This window comes from Variovorax sp. WS11 (genome assembly GCF_010499245.1).
Classification (GTDB): Bacteria; Pseudomonadota; Gammaproteobacteria; order Burkholderiales; family Burkholderiaceae_C; genus Variovorax.
Map to the genome: position 1 here is coordinate 1,060,229 of NZ_JAAGOW010000001.1, position 17,685 is coordinate 1,077,913.

Annotated in this window: 19 protein-coding genes; 16 read left to right on the forward strand and 3 right to left on the reverse strand. The window is 70.2% G+C overall.

The features are described 5' to 3' along the window. Positions 1 to 29: 29 nt before the first annotated feature. Genes GXN78_RS05440 through mnhG form a run of 6 tightly spaced genes read left to right on the forward strand, consistent with a single transcriptional unit; the run spans position 30 to position 6,138 of the window. Positions 30 to 2,969, forward strand: coding sequence for a monovalent cation/H+ antiporter subunit A (locus tag GXN78_RS05440; protein WP_106555941.1), 2,940 nt, complete (start codon positions 30 to 32; stop codon positions 2,967 to 2,969). Further along, positions 2,969 to 3,322 (forward strand): Na+/H+ antiporter subunit C, encoded by a 354-nt coding sequence (locus tag GXN78_RS05445; RefSeq protein WP_106555940.1) that lies wholly within the window; start codon positions 2,969 to 2,971, stop codon positions 3,320 to 3,322. Before GXN78_RS05440 ends, GXN78_RS05445 begins: the two co-directional genes overlap by 1 nt. Beyond that, entirely contained in the window at positions 3,319 to 5,025 is a 1,707-nt protein-coding gene (locus tag GXN78_RS05450) for a monovalent cation/H+ antiporter subunit D (RefSeq protein WP_106555939.1), read from the forward strand. The genes GXN78_RS05445 and GXN78_RS05450 overlap by 4 nt, the downstream gene beginning before the upstream one ends. Then, positions 5,025 to 5,516: a Na+/H+ antiporter subunit E gene (locus tag GXN78_RS05455; protein WP_106556048.1), complete on the forward strand. Its 492-nt coding sequence runs from the start codon at positions 5,025 to 5,027 to the stop codon at positions 5,514 to 5,516. The genes GXN78_RS05450 and GXN78_RS05455 overlap by 1 nt, the downstream gene beginning before the upstream one ends. Then, entirely contained in the window at positions 5,513 to 5,791 is a 279-nt protein-coding gene (locus tag GXN78_RS05460) for a K+/H+ antiporter subunit F (RefSeq protein ID WP_106555938.1), read from the forward strand. The genes GXN78_RS05455 and GXN78_RS05460 overlap by 4 nt, the downstream gene beginning before the upstream one ends. Beyond that, positions 5,788 to 6,138, forward strand: a complete 351-nt coding sequence (gene mnhG, locus GXN78_RS05465) for a monovalent cation/H(+) antiporter subunit G (RefSeq protein WP_106555937.1) — start codon at positions 5,788 to 5,790, stop codon at positions 6,136 to 6,138. The genes GXN78_RS05460 and mnhG overlap by 4 nt, the downstream gene beginning before the upstream one ends. Before the next feature lie 37 nt (positions 6,139 to 6,175). On the opposite strand, the gene GXN78_RS41045 is transcribed toward mnhG, so the two are convergent. Further along, positions 6,176 to 7,213 (reverse strand): autotransporter outer membrane beta-barrel domain-containing protein, encoded by a 1,038-nt coding sequence (locus tag GXN78_RS41045; protein ID WP_106556047.1) that lies wholly within the window; start codon positions 7,211 to 7,213, stop codon positions 6,176 to 6,178. Between GXN78_RS41045 and GXN78_RS41050 the strand changes: the two genes are divergently transcribed. Beyond that, positions 7,183 to 7,599 (forward strand): hypothetical protein, encoded by a 417-nt coding sequence (locus tag GXN78_RS41050; protein WP_239142835.1) that lies wholly within the window; start codon positions 7,183 to 7,185, stop codon positions 7,597 to 7,599. The two genes, GXN78_RS41045 and GXN78_RS41050, sit on opposite strands and share 31 nt — an antisense overlap. A 134-nt stretch (positions 7,600 to 7,733) precedes the next feature. Next, positions 7,734 to 7,886, forward strand: coding sequence for a hypothetical protein (locus GXN78_RS41055; protein ID WP_239142615.1), 153 nt, complete (start codon positions 7,734 to 7,736; stop codon positions 7,884 to 7,886). Positions 7,887 to 8,084: 198 nt separating this feature from the next. On the opposite strand, the gene GXN78_RS05475 is transcribed toward GXN78_RS41055, so the two are convergent. Next, a complete protein-coding gene (locus GXN78_RS05475; RefSeq protein WP_106555936.1) occupies positions 8,085 to 8,273 on the reverse strand; it encodes a hypothetical protein in 189 nt (62 codons plus the stop codon). 165 nt (positions 8,274 to 8,438) lie between these two features. Between GXN78_RS05475 and GXN78_RS05480 the strand changes: the two genes are divergently transcribed. The 3 genes from GXN78_RS05480 to GXN78_RS05490 all read left to right on the forward strand — a co-directional run bounded on the left by GXN78_RS05480 (position 8,439) and on the right by GXN78_RS05490 (position 10,740). After that, positions 8,439 to 8,756 (forward strand): hypothetical protein, encoded by a 318-nt coding sequence (locus GXN78_RS05480; RefSeq protein ID WP_106555935.1) that lies wholly within the window; start codon positions 8,439 to 8,441, stop codon positions 8,754 to 8,756. Between the two features lie 199 nt (positions 8,757 to 8,955). After that, a complete protein-coding gene (locus GXN78_RS05485; protein WP_106555934.1) occupies positions 8,956 to 10,431 on the forward strand; it encodes a DHA2 family efflux MFS transporter permease subunit in 1,476 nt (491 codons plus the stop codon). A 69-nt stretch (positions 10,432 to 10,500) separates the two neighbouring features. Next, on the forward strand, positions 10,501 to 10,740 hold the full coding sequence (locus GXN78_RS05490; RefSeq protein WP_106555933.1) for a hypothetical protein: 240 nt from the start codon (positions 10,501 to 10,503) through the stop codon (positions 10,738 to 10,740). Here GXN78_RS05490 and GXN78_RS05495 read toward each other — a convergent pair. Next, entirely contained in the window at positions 10,737 to 11,966 is a 1,230-nt protein-coding gene (locus tag GXN78_RS05495) for an FAD-dependent oxidoreductase (protein ID WP_106555932.1), read from the reverse strand. The two genes, GXN78_RS05490 and GXN78_RS05495, sit on opposite strands and share 4 nt — an antisense overlap. 111 nt (positions 11,967 to 12,077) lie before the next feature. On the opposite strand from GXN78_RS05495, the gene GXN78_RS05500 reads away from it, so the two are divergent. The 5 genes from GXN78_RS05500 (at position 12,078) to GXN78_RS05520 (ending at position 17,666) form a co-directional block, all read left to right on the forward strand. Next, on the forward strand, positions 12,078 to 12,965 hold the full coding sequence (locus GXN78_RS05500) for a LysR substrate-binding domain-containing protein (protein ID WP_106555931.1): 888 nt from the start codon (positions 12,078 to 12,080) through the stop codon (positions 12,963 to 12,965). A gap of 81 nt (positions 12,966 to 13,046) precedes the next feature. Continuing rightward, positions 13,047 to 15,044, forward strand: a complete 1,998-nt coding sequence (locus GXN78_RS05505) for an aconitase family protein (protein ID WP_106555930.1) — start codon at positions 13,047 to 13,049, stop codon at positions 15,042 to 15,044. Between the two features lie 26 nt (positions 15,045 to 15,070). Then, positions 15,071 to 16,057 carry a tripartite tricarboxylate transporter substrate binding protein gene (locus GXN78_RS05510; RefSeq protein ID WP_106555929.1) on the forward strand — a complete coding sequence of 329 codons (987 nt, stop codon included), beginning with the start codon at positions 15,071 to 15,073 and terminating at the stop codon, positions 16,055 to 16,057. Positions 16,058 to 16,085: 28 nt separating this feature from the next. Next, the gene (locus GXN78_RS05515; RefSeq protein WP_106556046.1) at positions 16,086 to 16,757 is read left to right on the forward strand and encodes a glutathione S-transferase; all 672 of its coding nucleotides are present in this window, start codon (positions 16,086 to 16,088) and stop codon (positions 16,755 to 16,757) included. A 27-nt stretch (positions 16,758 to 16,784) separates the two neighbouring features. Further along, positions 16,785 to 17,666: a hypothetical protein gene (locus GXN78_RS05520; RefSeq protein WP_106555928.1), complete on the forward strand. Its 882-nt coding sequence runs from the start codon at positions 16,785 to 16,787 to the stop codon at positions 17,664 to 17,666. The last annotated feature ends 19 nt before the right edge of the window (positions 17,667 to 17,685 follow it).

Here is a 17,685-nt window from a genome sequence, read left to right on the forward strand (position 1 = left end):
AGGAGGGGCGGTCGATAGAATCGACCGCGATGCCCCTTGCCCTCCTCGTCGCACTTCCCTTCGTTGCCAGTGTGATCGCGGCCCTGCTGCCGTCGAATGCGCGCAACCGGGAATCGACGCTGGCAGGCCTGGTCGCGCTGGGCTGCGCGGTGCAGGCAGCATGGTTCTTTCCCCGGCTCGCCGCGGGCGACGTGATCCGCGAAGAGATTCGCTGGATCCCCTCGCTGGGCCTCGAGCTCGTGTTCCGCATGGACGGCTTCGCCTGGCTGTTCTGCATGCTGGTGCTCGGCATCGGCGCGCTGGTGGTGCTCTATGCGCGCTACTACATGTCGTCCTCCGACCCGGTGCCGCGCTTCTTCTCCTTCTTCCTCGCCTTCATGGGGTCGATGGTGGGCGTGGTGCTCTCGGGCAACCTGATCCAGATGGTGCTGTTCTGGGAGCTCACCAGCCTGTTCTCCTTCCTGCTGATCGGCTACTGGCACCACCGGCGCGACGCACGGCGCGGCGCGCGCATGGCGCTCACGGTCACCGGCGCGGGCGGGCTGTGCCTGCTGGCCGGCGTGCTGGTGCTGGGCCGCATCGTGGGCAGCTACGAGCTCGACGCGGTGCTGGCCTCTGGCGATCAGATCCGCGCCAACCGGCTCTACCCGCTGGTGCTGGTGCTGGTCCTGCTCGGCGCCTTCACCAAGAGCGCGCAGTTCCCTTTCCACTTCTGGCTGCCGCGCGCGATGGCGGCGCCCACGCCGGTCTCGGCCTACCTGCACTCGGCCACCATGGTGAAGCTCGGCGTCTTCCTGATGGCGCGGCTGTGGCCGGTGCTCTCCGGCACCGAGCCCTGGTTCTGGCTGGTGGGCGGCGCCGGCGCCGCCACGCTGCTGCTCGGCGGCTACGTCGCCATGTTCCAGCGCGACCTCAAGGCGCTCTTGGCCTATTCGACCATCTCGCACCTCGGGCTCATCACGCTGCTGCTTGGGCTCAACAGCCCGCTCGCCGCGGTCGCGGCCGTCTTCCACGTGATGAACCATGCGACCTTCAAGGCCTCGCTGTTCATGGCGGCCGGCATCATCGACCACGAGAGCGGCACGCGCGACATCCGCAAGCTCAGCGGGCTGCTCAAGCTCATGCCCATCACGGGCACGCTGGCCATCATCGCCAGCGCCTCGATGGCGGGCGTGCCGCTGCTCAACGGCTTCCTCTCGAAGGAGATGTTCTTCGCAGAGACGGTCTTCATCCAGGCGACGCCGTGGGTCAACCGCAGCCTGCCTGTGATCGCGACGCTGGCCGGCATTTTCAGCGTCGCCTACTCGGCCCGCTTCGTGTTCGACGTCTTCTTCGGCCCGCCCCCCGGTCCCGAGGTGCCCAAGCAGCCGCACGAGCCGCCGCGCTGGATGCGCGTGCCGGCCGAACTGTTGGTGCTGATCTGCCTGGTGGTCGGCGTCGCGCCGGCCTGGTCGGTGGGCGCCTTCCTCGCCACCGCAGCAATGCCAGTGGTCGGCGGCGTGCTGCCCGAGTACAGCCTGGCGGTGTGGCATGGCTTCAACCTGCCGTTGGCCATGAGCTTCATCGCGCTGGTCGGCGGCGCCGCGCTCTATCTGCTGCAGCGGCGCCGCCGCGCGAGCGGTGCTCTCGAATACACGCCGCTCCTGCATCGTTTCGACGGCCAACGCCTGTTCGAGCACCTGCTGGCCCAACTGAGCGAGGCCGGCCGGCGCAGCCGGCGGGTGCTCGGCACGCGACGCATGCAGATCCAGTTGTTGCTGCTGGTCGTCGTGGCGCTGGCCGGGGCCGGCGCCTCGCTGTGGCCGGCGCCGGCGGCGCGCGGCACACGGGAGCTGCTGCCCTTCTCGCCGATGTTCGCCATGACGTGGGTCATCGGCTGCACCTGCGCGGTGGCGGCCGCCTGGCAGGCCAAGTTCCACCGCCTGGCCTCGCTGATGCTGGCTTCGGGCGCGGGCCTGGTGTGCTGCACCACCTACATCTGGTTCTCGGCGCCCGACCTCGCGCTGACGCAGCTGGTGGTCGAGACCGTGACCACGGTGCTGATCCTGCTCGGCCTGCGCTGGCTTCCGATGCGCACTGCCAAGCCGCAGCCGATGCGCGCGCGCCTCAAGCCCTGGGGCAGGCGCGGGCGCGACCTGTTGGTGGCCGCCGCGGCCGGCGGCGGCATGGCGGCGCTTGCCTGGACCATGATGACGCGGCCTTTCCCGCAGAGCATCTCGCCCTTCTTCCTCGAGCACGCCCTGCCCCAAGGCGGGGGCACCAACGTGGTCAACGTGATGCTGGTCGACTTCCGCGGCTTCGACACCTTCGGCGAGATCACCGTGCTCGGCATCGTCGCGCTGACGGTCTATGCGCTGCTGCGGCGCTTCCGCCCCGCACCCGAATCCATGGCCTTGCCCGCACAGCAGCGGGCGCAGCCCGACGACGGCAGCAGCGACCTGCTGAACCCGCGCCGCGCCCCGGACACGGCCGTCGGCTACCTGATGGTGCCGGCCGTGCTGGTGCGCTTCCTGCTGCCGCTCGCGGTGCTGGTGTCGGTCTACTTCTTCATGCGCGGCCACAACCAGCCGGGCGGCGGCTTCGTCGCCGGGCTGGTGATGTCGGTGGCGCTTCTGCTGCAGTTCATCGTCTCGGGCGCCGAATGGGTGGAGGAGCATCTGCGCATCTACCCGCGCCGCTGGATCGCCACCGGCCTGCTGCTGGCACTGGCGACCGGCTCCGGTGCGCTGGTTTTCGGCTACCCCTTCCTCACCACGCACACCGCGCACCTGCACCTGCCCGTGCTGGGCGAGGTGCATGTGCCGAGCGCGCTGTTCTTCGACATCGGCGTGTTCGCGCTGGTGCTGGGGGCGACGATGCTGATCCTCACGGCGCTGGCGCACCAGTCCATCCGCAGCCATCGCTGGGCCGACGAACAGGCAGAGAAGGAAGCCGAGCGCGCCGCGCTCGAAGCGAAGGGCACCGCCTGATGGAAGCCGTGCTCGCCATCGCCATCGGCATCCTCACCGGCTCGGGCGTCTACCTGCTCCTGCGCCCGCGCACCTTCCAGGTGATCATGGGCCTCACGCTGATCTCCTACGCAGTCAACCTCTTCATCTTCAGCATGGGCCGCGTCAAGATCGACAGCGAGCCGGTGCTGGTCCCCGGCGTCGCCGCCACCTTGGCCAACACCGCCGACCCGATGCCGCAGGCGCTGGTGCTCACGGCCATCGTGATCGGCTTCGCGATGACGGCGCTGTTCCTGGTCGTGCTGCTGACCTCCCGCGGGCTCAGCGGCACCGACCATGTGGATGGTGAAGAGAAGAAGGAGCTCGCGGAATGATGCGGCTGTTCTCCTTCCTCGACCGCCTGCTCGATTTCGGTATGCCGCACCTGGTCGCGGTGCCGATCCTGCTGCCGCTGCTGACGGCCGCGCTGATGCTGCTGATGGGCGAGCAGCGCCGCCGCGCCAAGTCCTTCCTGAGCGTGGTCTCCGGCCTGCTGGGCCTCATCGCCGCGCTCGCGCTGCTGCGCTGGGTCAATGCCGCCGGCACCGGCGGCGGGCCGGGCTCGATCGGCGTCTACCTGCCCGGCAACTGGCGCGCGCCCTTCGGCATCGTGCTGGTGGCCGACCGGCTTTCGACCCTGATGGTCGCGCTCACCGGCGTCGTCGCCTTCTGCGCCTCCATCTATTCCACGTCGCGCTGGGACCGCGCGGGCGTGCACTTCCATCCGCTGCTGCAGCTGCAGCTGATGGGCCTGAACGGCGCCTTCCTGACCGGCGACCTGTTCAACCTCTTCGTCTTCTTCGAGGTGATGCTGGCTGCCTCCTACGGCCTGCTGCTGCACGGCTCCGGCCGGCTGCGGGTGCAGGCCGGGCTGCACTATGTGGCGATCAACCTCGCGGCCTCCTCGCTGTTCCTGGTCGGCGCGGCCCTGCTCTACGGCATGACCGGCACCCTCAACATGGCCGATCTGGGCCTGCGCATCGCCCAGCTGCCGGAGGCCGATCGCGGCCTGGTGCATGCCGCCGCGGCCATCCTCGCCACCGCCTTCTTCGCCAAGGCCGGCGCCTGGCCGCTCAACTTCTGGCTGGTGCCAGCGTACAGCGCCGCGGTGTCGCCGGTGGGCGCGGTCTTCGCGCTGCTAACCAAGCTGGGCGTCTACACGGTGCTGCGGCTGTGGAGCCTGCTGTTCGCACCCGACGCTGGCAGCTCGGCCCTCTTCGGCCAGGGCGTGCTGGTCGCGGTCGGGCTGGCCACGCTGTTCTGCGGCGCGCTCGGCATCGTCGGCACGCAGCGGCTGTCCAACCTCGCGGGCTTCAGCGTGCTGGTGTCGGCCGGCACGCTGCTGGCGGCCATCGGGCTGGGGCAGCCGGCCGTGTGGGCCGGCGCGCTCTACTACCTGTTGAGCTCCACGCTGGCGGTGAGCGCCTTCTTCCTGCTGATCGACATGATCGAGCGCTGGCGCAACGCCGGCCTGAGCATCGCGCCGCACGAGGCGGCCGGCGACGCGCCCTTTCTCGCGGAAGACCTGCGCCACCTCGACGACGTGAACCTCGACGACGACGCCCAGGCGCTGTACGGCCGCGCCATCCCGGCCGGTATTGCCTTCCTCGGCCTCAGCTTCCTGGGCTGCACGTTGCTGCTGGCGGGCCTGCCGCCCCTGTCGGGCTTCGTCGGCAAGTTCGCGATGCTCTCGGGCCTGCTCGGCGGCGCGCGCGGCCTCACGCCGGCCGACTGGGCCTTCACGGCGCTGCTGCTGGTCTCCGGCTTTCTCACGCTGATCGCGCTGAGCCGCACCGGCATCCGCCATTTCTGGACCCAGCCACACCAGACGCTGCCTGCGCTGCGCGCGCTCGAGGTGCTGCCGGTGGCGGCGCTGCTGGCCGCCTGCCTCGCCCTCACGCTGATGGCCGAGCCCGTGATGCAGCATGCCAGCGCCACCGCGCAGGGGCTGCGCTCCCCCAGCGCCTACCGCGAGGCCGTGTTCGGCGCGCGCCAGCGGCCCGGTCCCACCACCCCCGCCGGAGAGCAGGCGCGATGATCAAACGCTGGCTGCCGTCGCCGCTGCTCTCGCTGGCGCTGTTCGTCGTCTGGCTGCTCCTGAACCAGTCGCTGGAGCCGGCCACGCTGCTGCTGGCGGCCTTGCTCGCGATCGCGGTCCCGCTCCTGACGCAGAGCCTGCGGCCGGCCCGCGCGAAGATGCGCAAGCCGCTGCTGGCCCTCAGGCTGTGCGGCCTGGTGGCCTACGACCTCGTCGTTTCGGCGTTCACCGTGGCCCGCCTGCTGCTCACCCGGCGCAGCCGCGGCCTGGCGCCGCACTTCGTGCGCGTGCCGCTCGCCATCCGCGACCCCAACGCGCTCGCCACGCTGGCCATGATCCTCTGCCTGACCCCCGGCACTGCCTGGGGCGAGATCGCGCTGGACCGCTCGACCCTGCTGATCCACGTCTTCCACGAGGACGACGAGGCAGCCTTCATCGACATGATCAAGACGCGCTACGAGCGCGCGCTGATGGAGATCTTCGAATCATGACGCCGGTACTTCTCTGGGCTCTCAAGCTGGCGCTGCTGCTGCTCGCCGTGGCCATGCTCTGCGCGCTGGCGCGCCTGCTCATCGGCCCCACCGCGCAGGACCGCGTGATGGCGCTGGACTGCCTCTACATCAACGGCATGCTGATGATGCTTGTGCTCGGCATCGTCTACGCGAGCAGCGTGTACTTCGAGGCCGCGATGCTGATCGCGCTGTTCGGCTTCGTCGGCTCCACGGCGCTCGCCAAGTTCCTGCTGCGCGGCGAGGTGATCGAATGACCGACTTCATCGCCGGCCCGCTGCCGCTGTGGGCCGAGATCCTGACCGCGGTCTTCGCCGTCGCCGGCGCCGCCTTCGCCGCCATCGGCTCCTTCGGGCTGGTGCGGCTGCCCAGCTTCTTCATGCGCATCCATGCACCCACGCTGGGCTCCACGCTGGGCGCCTGGTGCATCACGCTGGCCACCACCGTCTACTTCTCGGTCCAGGGCGCGCACCTCTTCCTGCATGCGGTGCTCATTGCGTTCTTCGTCGCCCTCAGCGCGCCGGTGACGACCATCTTCCTGATGCGCGCCGCGCTGTTCCGGGAGCGCCAGAAAGGCCGCGACGTGCCGCCCGAGCGCGGCTGAGCCACCGCCCGACCCCACGCGCCTCGAGTCTGCACGCCTACCAGGTCACGCGCAGGCCGATCGTGCCCTGCACCGATGACTTCACCCGGGCGTCGCCGCCCGCGCTGAAGGTGCGGCCGACCTCGCCGTAAACCGTGGTCGCCGGCGTCAGCGCCAGCGAGAGTCCACCCGCCACTTCGGTCGCGGTGTAGCCGCTGCCGCTGGCAACGCGGGTGGCTGCTGCCGGGGCAACGAAATCCACCACATCGGCGCCCGAGCTGGCGCGGTAGACATTGAACCGCGCGTAGGGTTGCAGCCGGCCCGCGCCGGTGGGCATGTCGCCCTTGATCCGCAGCCCCAGGCGGCCGATCCAGCCGCCATCGGCATGCTGCTGGACCAATGCGCCGTTGATCGACACGTCGTCCACGCGCGTTCTTTGGCGGATCAGCTGGACCTGTGGCTCGATGCTCCAGCTTTCGCTCAGCGCGAAGGACTTGCCGGCCTCGATCGAGGCCGATACGCTGCGCGCCTTGCCCGACACCGGCAGGCTGCCGTCCGGCCGCGCGTTGTAGCGGTGGTGGCCGGCTTGCAGCACGGCCTCGACGTACCAGCCGCTGGCAGCGTCGCGCCAGTTCGCATAGCCGGCGAGATAGCGCGACTGCAGATCGGTGGTGCCGACCCTGCCGAAGGTGCCGTTCGCGTTGCCGCTCACGTCGACGCTTCCGTCCAGGCTCCCGACGTAGACGCCGAAGCGCCAATTGCCGCCGGCCAGGAGGTCGGCGCCCACCTGCACGCCGCCGACGTGGCCCCGGCTTTGCGGGCCAGCGCCGCCGGCCTGGCGCACGTCGAGGTCGGTGTAGATCGCGCGCGCCCAGGCGCTGCGGTCCGGACCGGCGTCGCCGGCGCGGCCGTGCATGTTGCCGAGCATCGCGAGATCGGCTTGCCGAAGCTGGGCTGGGAGCGCCGCGAAGAGCGGGACTTCGGTCCGATAGACCGGCCGGGCGGGGGGCGGCGCGATTGCGGGTGCTGGGGCCTCGGCGGTCGTCTCGGCTTCCGGAGACTTGGATGCGGTGTCCTCGGTGGTCGTCGAAGCGATTGCGGGCTCGGCCGCAGGCGCCGCTGCGGGTGCCGCTGCAGGTGCGGGTGCGGGAGCCGGAGCTGGAGCTGGAGCTGGAGCTGGAGCTGGAGCCGGAGCTGGAGCTGGTGCTGGTGCTGGTGCTGGTGCTGGTGCTGGTGCTGGCGCCGGTGCTGGTGCTGGTGCTGGTGCTGGTGCTGGTGCTGGTGCTGGTGCTGGTGCTGGTGCTGGTGCTGGTGCTGGTGCTGGTGCTGGTGCTGGTGCTGGTGCTGGTGCTGGTGCTGGTGCTGGTGCTGGTGCTGGTGCTGGTGCTGGTGCTGGTGCTGGTGCCGGTGCTGGTGCTGGTGCTGGTGCCGGTGCCGGTGCCGGCGCGGATGCCGGGCCATTGTCCGGCCTCGTACACGTAGCTTTGCCGACGTCCTTGTCGTTCCCGCAGTTCGCCGCCGAGGCCACTCCCGCAAGCGCGAGAAGCGCCAAGGCCACGCACGCCTGCAGTCCCTTGGCCCGCAGAAACCTGGGCATTTCGAGCTGGGAACCGGACTTGGAACTGCCGCTCGCCGATGCCTTGCTGACGCCGGTCGCCAGCTCCGAAGCCACGGCCCAGCAGCCCTTCGCCGAATTCCAGACGATCCTGAAGACGCAGTTCATTTTGTTACCTTCCGATTTACAAGCGAGCCGCCAAAGCGGAAATTGAATACTTTTGACTTTAGGTCTTAGGTATTCATCGCCTAAGGAAGGAAATCACACAACTGGTTACGAATGTGTACTTTGGTGTTCTGAACGCTATGGTTCAGATAGCACACAGGCCCGGTCTTACAGGTCTTGCGGGAGATCTTTCACGCGAACGCGCCAAGTCGACGATGCGCACGCCGTCGGGTAGCCGGGGCGGTCCTCAAAGGCCAGCGAACCACTTAAAGCCGGCGACCAAGACCACGCCGAGCAGCGCGAAGATGGCCAGGCGTGCCCAGCTGACCGCCCCGTGTTCTGAATCCTCGAAGGGCGCGGGCCGGCTGATGGAGTCGAAACTGGTGTCGGGTTTGTCCCGCGCCCAGTCGTGGAAATTGTCACGATCCGTATTCATGTAATACATTTTATCTACATGTAAACAAATACTGCAACGGCGGCGTTTACTTTTGCAGTAGGCCCCGAAGCGTCACACGGCTATACAAGATTTCGCTTCCGGCTTACCGCTGCTTCACAGAGGCGGCGCACGATGGAGTCACTTCGTTCCACCTGAGGAGCTCGCATGAAAAAGACTGCTTTCGCCCTTGGCGCCGCCGCGCTGCTCTCCCTCGGCGCCCTCGCCACCGCACCGGCCCAGGCGCATGACGGCCGCTACGACAACCGGGTGATCGTCGTTCCGGCGCCGCCCCCGCCGCCGCGCGCCTACTACGCTCCGCAGCCGCGCTATTACGGCCACGACGATCGCCGTTACTACCACCGCGAACGCGGCTGGGGCGACCGCGACCGCGACGGCGTGCCGAACCGCTACGACCGCGATCGCGACGGCGACGGCGTGCCCAACTACTACGACCGCCGTCCGAACAATCCCTACCGCTACTGAGCCCGGCACCGCAGGCCTGCGCAGGCAGGCCCTGGCCGTGCAACACCAGGGGTAGCCTCGACGCGCAGAGGCTCGCCGCGCGCTGCGGCTACGAATCCCCGTAGGGTATGTGGACGGCGTCCAGCATCTTTGCTATGGTTTGTGTACACCATCCACAAACCAATTCGCCGAGCGCGCGCCGGCGGACGCAAAAGAGAATATGAACCAGAAACACATCGAAGGGCGCCGACGCTGGCTGGCGCTGATGGTCCTGTGCCTCGGCGTGCTGATGATCGTGCTCGACACCACGATCGTGAACGTCGCCCTCCCCTCGATCCGCACCGACCTCGGCTTCAGCGAGACCTCGCTGGTCTGGGTCATCAACGCCTACATGCTCACCTTCGGCGGCTTCCTGCTGCTGGGCGGCCGGCTGGGCGACTTGTTCGGGCACCGCCGGCTGTTCCTCGCCGGCATCACGCTGTTCACCCTGGCTTCGCTGGCCTGCGGCCTGTCGAACTCGCAGGCGCTGCTGATCGCGGCGCGCGCGGTGCAGGGCCTGGGCGGCGCGGTGGTCTCGGCGGTGTCGCTGTCGCTGATCATGAATCTGTTCACCGAACCGGCCGAGCGCGCCAAGGCGATGGGCGTCTATGGCTTCGTCTGCGCCGGCGGCGGCAGCATCGGCGTGCTGCTCGGCGGCCTGCTGACGCATGCGCTGAGCTGGCACTGGATCTTCCTGGTCAACCTGCCGATCGGCGTGGCGGTCTATGCGCTGTGCCTGGCGCTGCTGCCGCACCTGCCCGGCCATGCCGCCGGCGAGCGCCTGGACGCTGGTGGTGCGCTCACGGTCACGCTGTCGCTGATGCTGGCGGTCTACGCCATCGTCAACGGCAACGAGGCCGGCTGGACCTCCGCACGGACGCTGGGCCTGCTCGGCGTCGCGGCGCTGCTGCTGGCCGTCTTCATCGCCATCGAGGCGCGGGTGCGCCATCCGCTGATGCCGCTGCGCCTCTTCGGCCTGCGCAACGTCGCCGTCGCCAACGTGATGGGCGTGCTCTGGGCCGCCGCGATGTTCGCCTGGTTCTTCATCTCCGCGCTCTACCTTCAGCTGGTGCTCGGCTACACGCCGATGCAGGTGGGGCTGGCCTTCCTGCCGGCCAACCTGATCATGGCCGCCTTCTCGCTGGGGCTGTCGGCCAAGCTGGTGATGCGCTTCGGCAACCGCGGGCCGCTGGCCTTCGGGCTGCTGCTGGCGGCGGCGGGGCTGCTGCTCTTTGCCGGTGCGCCGGTGGAAGGCAGCTTCTTGCTGCACGTGATGCCCGGCATGACGTTGCTCGGCCTGGGCGCCGGCATCGCGCTGAACCCGATGCTGCTGGTCGCGATGAGCGACGTGGCGCCCAGCGAATCGGGCCTGGCCTCGGGCATCGTCAACACCGCCTTCATGATGGGCGGGGCGCTGGGCCTCGCGGTGCTGGCGAGCCTGGCCTCTGCGCGCACCGAGGGCATGCAGGCCGCTGGCGCCGGGCCGCTGCTCGCGCTGGTGGGCGGCTATCAGCTGGCCTTCGTCGTGGGTGCCATCTTCGCGGGCGCGGCTGCCTTGCTGGGTGCGCTGCTGCTGCGCGGCGGGTCGCAGGTGCCGGTGGATGCCGGCGATCGGCCCGCCGAGGCGGAGCGCGCGGGCCGAGCAATGAACTCATGATGTAACCGCCGCGACGAGGGAACTTCGCCTACAGAAATCGGGGGCTGCGCCGTCCACCATGAGTGGGCCATGAAACATCCTCCGATCAAGCTCACCATCGACGAGGCGGCGCCCGGGTCCTTCATCTGGACGCTGCTGCAAACCGACGACAGCGGCGCACCGCAGAAGGTGCTGAAGGCCGCCGAGTACGAAGCCGACACCTACGAGGCCGCACTCGCGGCCGGAACGCGCGCCATGGACGCCGAGCTGCGCAAGAGCGCCGCGGCCGAACATCGCAGCAGCAAACGCACCGCAGCGGCCAGCACCTAGGCCAGGTGTGTCTTCAGCGGCACGGCGGGGTCCGCAGCCACCGCCGGGTCCGGGCTGCGGCCCGCTTCCAGCAGCTTGCGGCTCATCATGTGGTCGACCGGCGCATTGACCGATTCGACGCAGCGCAGCACGCCGTCGACGTAGTGCAGCAGCGAGAAGGCCGCTGCATTCGCGCCCGGGCGGCGCACCATGCTCGCGCCGGGCGTGCCCTCGGCCGGCACCAGTCCCGCCATCTGCAGGCGCAGGCTGCCCTGGTCTGACCAGAACCACGGCACCGCATCGTGCGGCCGCGCCGTACCGGTCAGCGTCGCCACCGCGGTGCGCGCCTGGTCGTTGGCGTTCTGCACCGATTCCAGCCGCAGCGCCTGGCCGGCGCGCCGATCCGGGAAGCGGGTGCAATCGCCCACCGCCAGCACGGCCTCGTCGCTGGTCTGCATGTAGGCATCGACCACGATGCCGTCGGCGCACTCGAGGCCGGCGGCCTGCGCGAGCGCGGTCTCGGGCACGGCGCCGATGCCGACCATCAGCAGATCGACGGGCAGCGCCTCGCCGTCGACCTCGATCGCCACGAGGCGCTGGCCCTCGGTCTGCCAGGCGCCGGTCTTGGCACCGACGCGGATGTCCATGCCCCCGGCGCGATGGGTGGCGAGCACATGCTCGGACAAGGCCGGCGACACGGCCCGGCTCAGCAGCCGCGGCGCGCTTTCCAGCACCGTGACGCGCTTGCCCAACCCAAGTGCCGTGGCCGCCACCTCCAGCCCGATGAAGCCGCCGCCCAGCACCGTGACCTGCTGCGCCGCGGAAAGCATGGAGCGCAGTTGCGCCGCCTCGTCGGCCGCTCGCAGCAGCGCCACGTTCGACAGCCCGACCAGCGCAGGCAGCCGGCGCGCGCGCGTGCCGGTGGCCAGCACCAGCCGCTCCCAACCCAGCACCGCACCGGAGCGCAAGGTGACGGTGCGGGCCACGCGATCGATCGCCAGCGCCGGATCGCCCAGGTGCAGCGTGATACCGGCTTCCGTATACCAGGTCTCGGCACGATGCAATTGCGGCGCCTCCTCGGGGCTCTTGAGAAAAGTCTTGGAGAGCGGCGGGCGGTGGTAGGGGATGCTGTCCTCCTCGCAGACCAGGTGCACGCGGGCGCCCTGCCCCGCCTCGGCCAGGCCGGCGCACAGCTGCGCGGCGGCGTGGCCCCCGCCGATGATCACGATGTCTTGGCTTGAACTCATGGATGGATTGTCCTTCAGCGTTTCGCCCTTCTTGTCCCCTTCGGCGCCTACGTGTTTTCCCCTGCACCGCGGCCCGGAGCCTGCAGAGGGTCCGCCCGTAGGATGCGCCCCATGACCCGCCGCATCGATGCCTACAGCCTGCGCCTCTTCGTCTCGACCGCGCGGGCCGGCTCCATCGTGCGCGGCGCCGAACTCGAGCACATCGCGCCCTCGGCCCTGAGCCGGCGCATCGCCGACCTGGAGCACGCCTTCGGCACCGCCCTCTTCGTGCGCTCGCCACGCGGCATCGCCCTGACCGATGCCGGCCGGCTGGTGCTGGCGCGCGGCGAGCGCATCGACGAGGACCTGCAGTCGCTGGTGCGCGAGGTGCAGCTCGAAGGCGGCGAGATGCGCGGCACGGTCCGGCTCTACGCCAACATGTCGGCCGTGATCGGATTCCTGCCCGAGCGACTGCGCGCCTTCATGGCAGCGCATCCGCGCGTGGAAGTGTCGCTGCACGAGGAAGACACGCGCGACGTGATCCGCGCCTGCCTCGACGACCGCGCCGACGTGGGCGTGGGCGTCGAGACGCCGGTGCCCGCCGGCCTCGACGCCTGGCGCTTCGCGCTCGATCCGCTCCAGGTGGTGCTGCCGGTCGGCCACGCACTCGCGCGACGCAAGACGCTGGCCTTCGCCGAGCTGCTGGCGCATCCGCTGATCGGCATCCATCGCGGCGGCGCCCTCGATCGCGCGCTGCACGAGCGGGCACAGGCGCTGCAGCAAAGTTTCACCCCGGCCGTGTGGGTCAGCAGCTTCGACGCGGTGTGCCGCATGGTCGAAGCGGGCCTGGGCATCGCGGTGGTTCCGCAGAGCGCTGGCGCGGCCTACGCAGGGAGCCCGCGCTTCGTGCGCCGGCCGCTGGCAGAGGCCTGGGCGCAACGCGAACTGCATCTCTACGCACTGCGCAAGACGCCGCGGCCGCGGCCGGTGGCCGCGCTGATCGACGCGCTGCGGGACTGAGGGACCGGCTCTCGCATTTCGCGAGACCCGGTCTGCCGTCTTGGCGCTTCCCGCCGCACCGGCTGGCCGCGAAGATGCCGCATGCCAGCCGTTCAGCCAGCCGCCGCCGAAGCCCCTTCCGCGCTTCGCTTCGCACCCCAGATCCTGTTCCTCGGCGTGGCGCCCCAGGTGGCCGAACGCTGCCTGGCGGGCGACACGCCGGCGCTCGCCGAGGCCCTGCCGCTGCGCGACGACGTCTCCACCGACGAGATCACGCCGCTGCCCATCCTCACGCACTACGACGACAAGCTCGGGCGCTATCCCTACACCGGATTCAAGGCGGGCGACAGGCTGCCGATCGGCGCCGATGCGACCCGCACGAGCGGCATCGAGGTCGTGGTCGCAGGCAAGCGCTACGGCAAGGGGTCGTCCCGCGAGCACAGCCCGGCGGCGGAGAAACTGGCCGGCGTGCGGCTGGTGATCGCCGAGAGCTTCGAGCGCATCTACCGCCAGAACGCCGACAACATCGGCCTCTTCACGTCCACCGATTTCGGTCTGGTCCCGCGCATCCGCGCCGGCGAGTCGATCCCGCTGCACGAATTGCTCGCCGGCCGCGATGCGCTGGCGGCGGCCATCCTGGAGAGCGGCGGCCTGCTTCGCTTCGGCCAGCGCTTCATGCGCGATGTGCGAAGCGCCCCGGACGCCGGCGCCGAAGGGCCCCGCACCCTGTTCGAGAAAATCGTCGCACGCCACGCCCTCGCCACCGAACTCACCGCCGCGCATCCGGCCCGCGGCGATGGTGCCTTCGTGCGCGCCGACTGGCGCTTCATCCACGAGTACTACACCGGCATGGCCGCCCACATGCTGCACGCCAACTTCGGCCGGGCGCTGGAGCTCCACGAGCCGGCGTCGATCGTCGTCTTCGAAGACCACACTTCCTACGTCGAGGAAAGCCCCGCCCATGTGCGCGGGGGCCTGGTGCCCAACGTGCATCGCATGGTGGAGGCGCAGCGCGACTTCGCCGCCGAGCACGGCCTGCGCTCGCACCGCACGCTGACCGAGGACGCGGCCCGCGCCGACGACGGCAGCAACGCCGCCGGCATTTCGCACGCGATGATGGCCGAACACTACGCGCTGCCGGGCCAGCTGGTGGTGGGCACCGACTCGCACACGCCCCACAGCGGCGCGCTGGGCTGCGTGGCCTTCGGCGTCGGCACCACCGACATGGCCAATGCTTTCATGACCGGCGCGGTGCGGCTCACCGTGCCGGAGTCGGTCCGGATCGTGCTCGAGGGCGCGCTGCGCCCCGGCGTTACCGCCAAGGACATCGTGCTGCATCTGCTGGCGGAGCCGAGCCTGCGCGCCGGCAGCGGCCTGGGCAAGGTCTTCGAGTTCTGCGGCGAGGCCGTCGCGCAGCTGTCGACCGACGAGCGCGCCACGCTCACCAACATGACGGCCGAGATGGGCGGCTTCACCGGCATCGTCGCACCCGATGCGGAAACGGTTTGCTTCCTGCGCGAGCGGCGCGGCATCGCGTTCGCGCTCGAGGACTGGATGCAGAGCGACGCCGGCGCGCACTACGCCGAGACGCTGCGCATCGATTGCAGCGCCGTGCCGCCGATGGTCGCCCGCCCCGGCGATCCCGGCAACGGCATGCCGCTGGCCGAGGTGAAGGAACCGGTGCGCATCGACATCGCCTACGGCGGCTCCTGCACGGCCGGCAAGCGCGAGGACTTCGACCACTACCACGCGGTGCTGCGCTGGGCCGCGGACCGCGGCCTGCGCGTTCCGGCGCACGTGTCGCTCTTCCTGCAGTTCGGCACAACGGCGGTGCGCGACCACTGCGTGGCGCGCGGCTACCTCGACGCCTTCGAGCGGGTCGGCGCGCGCATCCTGCAGCCCTCTTGCGGCGCCTGCGGCAACTGCGGCCCGGGCACCTCGGAGCGCGCCGAGCAGGTGACGGTGAGCGCGATCAACCGCAACTTTCCCGGCCGCGGCGGGCCGGGCCAGGTCTGGCTCGCGAGCCCGCCCACGGTCGCCGCCAGTGCCATCGCCGGCGAGCTGCTGTCCTTCGAGGCACTGCAGCGGCGCTACGCATGACCCACAACATCCAAGGAGACAAGCCCATGAAGAAATCCCCCTTCCGTCGTTGCCTCGCGGCGCTGCTGGCCGGCGCGAGCCTGGCGCTCGCGCCGTGGATCGCCGGTGCCCAGCCCGCCGCCGGCGACAAGCCGATCCGCATGGTCGTTCCGCTCGCTGCCGGCTCCACCGTCGATGCGGTGGCGCGGGCCATCGGACCGTCCTTCGGCAAGGCCACCGGCCATCCGGTCGTGGTCGAGAACATCGTCGGCGCCGGCGGCATCCCGGGCACCACGCAGATCGTGAAGTCGCCGAAGGACGGGCTCACCGTGGGCATGATCTCGTCCAATCACGTGATCAATCCGGGCATCTACAAGACCGTGCCCTACGACTCGCTCAAGGACATCACGCCCATTGCGGTGATCGCCACCGTGCCGCTGGTGCTCGTGGCGCATCCCTCGGTGCCCGCAAAGAACGTGAAGGAGCTGATCGCGCTAGCCAAGGCCAAGCCCGGCACGCTCAACTACGGCTCGGCCGGCAATGGCAGCACGCTGCATCTGGCGGGCGAGCTGCTGGTGAGCGAGGCCGGCATCGAGATGAAGCACGTGCCCTACCGCGGCACCGGCCCGCTCGTCACCGACCTGATCGGCGGCCAGGTGCAGCTGGGCTTCGTGTCGGTGTCGCAGGTCGCGGCGCAGGTCAAGGCAGGCGCCTTGCGCGCGCTGGCGGTGTCGACGCCCACGCGCTCCGCCGCTTTGCCGGACGTTCCGACGCTGGCCGAGGCCGGCGTGCCCCGATACAGCTTCGATGCGTGGATCGCCCTCATCGGCCCCGCGGGCCTGCCGAAAAACGTCATCGAAGCCTACAGCGGCGCCATGAAGACGGCGCTGGCCTCGCCCGAGGCGCAGAACGCCATCGCCGGGCAGGGCCTGATGGTGCTGGACACCGGGCCCGATGCCGCACCGGCCTTCTTCCAGTCCGAGCTCGCGAAGCACCAGAAGCTGGTCAAGCAATCGGGCGCGACCCTCGATTGAGATGCCGGGCGCGCAGGTAGAGTGGCGCATGGTCGTCCTCTACCACTGCGTCAGCGCCCGCTCCTTTCGCCCCCTCTGGATGCTCGAGGAGCTGGGTGCGCCCTACGAGCTGCGCATGCTGCCCTTCCCGCCTCGCCTGCACCAGCGCAGCTACCTCGAGGTCAATCCGCTGGGCACCATCCCCCTGCTGATCGACGGCGACACGCGCATGACCGAGTCGGCCGCGATCTGCCAGTACCTGGCCGAGCGCCTCGATCCGCAGAACGTCAAAGGCCTGGCCGTGCGCCCGAACGAGCCCGGCTTCGGCGCCTGGCTCAACGGCCTGCACCAGGGCGAGGCCACGCTGACCTTTCCGCAGACCGTCGTGCTGCGCTACGGCCACTTCGAGCCCGACGAGCGCAAGCTGCCGCAGGCGGCCGCGGACTACACGAAGTGGTTCCTGTCGCGGCTGCGCTGGATCGACGCCGTGCTGCAAGACAACGAGTTCCTCTGCGCGGGCCGCTTCACCGCCGCCGACATCTCGGTCGCCTATGCGCTGATGCTCGCCGGGCAGCTGGGGCTGCAGGCGCAGATGCCGGCTGCGGTCAACGCCTACTGGGGCCGGCTGCAGGAGCGCGAAGGCTTCGGCCGCGCACTCGCTGCCCAGCACGACGCGGCGCTGGCCCAGGGCATCTCGCCCCAGGCCGCCGCCATTGACTGATACGGTCCGGCAGCTCATAACCGGACGATGGATCTCCACCACCCGCTGTTCCAGGCCCTCGCGCTGCCGCTCGTCGTCGCGTTCATGGTGACCGGCATGCTGCGCGGCGCGCTGGGCCCGGTGCAGGGCAGGCGCTGGGCGGCAGCGGGCGTCGCGCTGGCCATCGTCGGCTCCGCCGCGTGGATCCTGGGCTGGCGCCTGCCGCCCGGATCGCTCACCGAAAGGCTGCCGTGGATCTACGCGATCGTGGCGCTGGCCGGCCTGGGCCTGGAGGCCGTGCATGCCGGGCGCCGAACGGAGTGGCTGACGGCCAGCATCCTGTGGGCGCTTGCGTTGACGAGCCTGGCCGCGCAAGCCCTGCCGCTCATGATCGGCCTCTGGGTGCTGGGCACGGCCGTGATCCGCGCCGTGCTGCGGGAGCACGCGGCCCGTGCCAACGCGGCCGCGATCCTCGTCGTGGCCAGCCTGGGCCTGGCTGCCGTCGCGATGACATCCGGCTCGGCGCTGCTCTTCGAGCTGAGCCTGGCGCTGGCCGCTGCGGTGGCGGGGTGTGCGCTGTGGCTTTGGCCCTTTGTGCGCATCGCCTTCGGCGCGAGCGGCGCCCTCATTTCGACACTGGCCTGGCTGGCGCTGGCGCTCGCTACGGCGCTGCTGACGGAAGTCCGGCCCCCGACGCTGCTGCTGCTCGCCGGCGCCTTCACCGCGGGCCCGCTCGTGCACTGGGGACGCCGCCGCCTGCAACGCGCCGCGCCGCCCCCGAGCGCAAGCGCCCGCACCTGGGTCGAGCCGCTGATCGTGGCCGCGGTCGCCGCCGCCTGGGTGGTGGCTGCATTGGCGTTCGCGCAGTGGGGCGGCACCGGCGCGCCGGGTGCTGCGACGGACGACCCCTACTACAAGCCAAGGTGGTGAATGCCCGCGACCTGCACCC